The organism is Kitasatospora sp. SC0581 (genome assembly GCF_048159585.1).
In the GTDB taxonomy this organism is placed as follows: domain Bacteria; phylum Actinomycetota; class Actinomycetes; order Streptomycetales; family Streptomycetaceae; genus Kitasatospora.
Window position 1 is genome coordinate 1 of the sequence record NZ_JBLRWA010000333.1, and the last position, 311, is coordinate 311.

The following is a 311-nucleotide window of genomic DNA, read 5'->3' on the forward strand; positions in this document are numbered from 1 at the left end:
CATCCGGTCCCCGGAGTCCTGGCTCTCCGGCGGCTCGGAGGTGCGGTCGGCGTCGGCGTCCGAGTCGGTGGCGGCGTCGGCGTCGGTGTCCGTCGAGGTGGTGGCGGGCTGCTGGTCGTCGCCCCTGAGGCGGGAGTCGATGAACTGCACGCCCTCCTTGGCGGAGGACTTGCCCGAGACGTAGCCGTAGTCGGTCAGGGTGGAGTCGATGACGCCGCTGTCGTACAGCGCCTTCAGCACGTTGCGCGTCTCGGAGGGCGTCAGCTTCCCGCCGCCGCCCAGCAGGTCGCCGAGGCTCTCCTCGATCGCCT

General features: G+C 71.4%; 1 protein-coding gene. It reads right to left on the reverse strand.

Annotation, left to right across the window (positions count from 1 at the left end):
• Positions 1-311: hypothetical protein (locus ACLWS4_RS38340; protein ID WP_416876617.1), on the reverse strand; the 311-nt coding region annotated here is incomplete at both ends.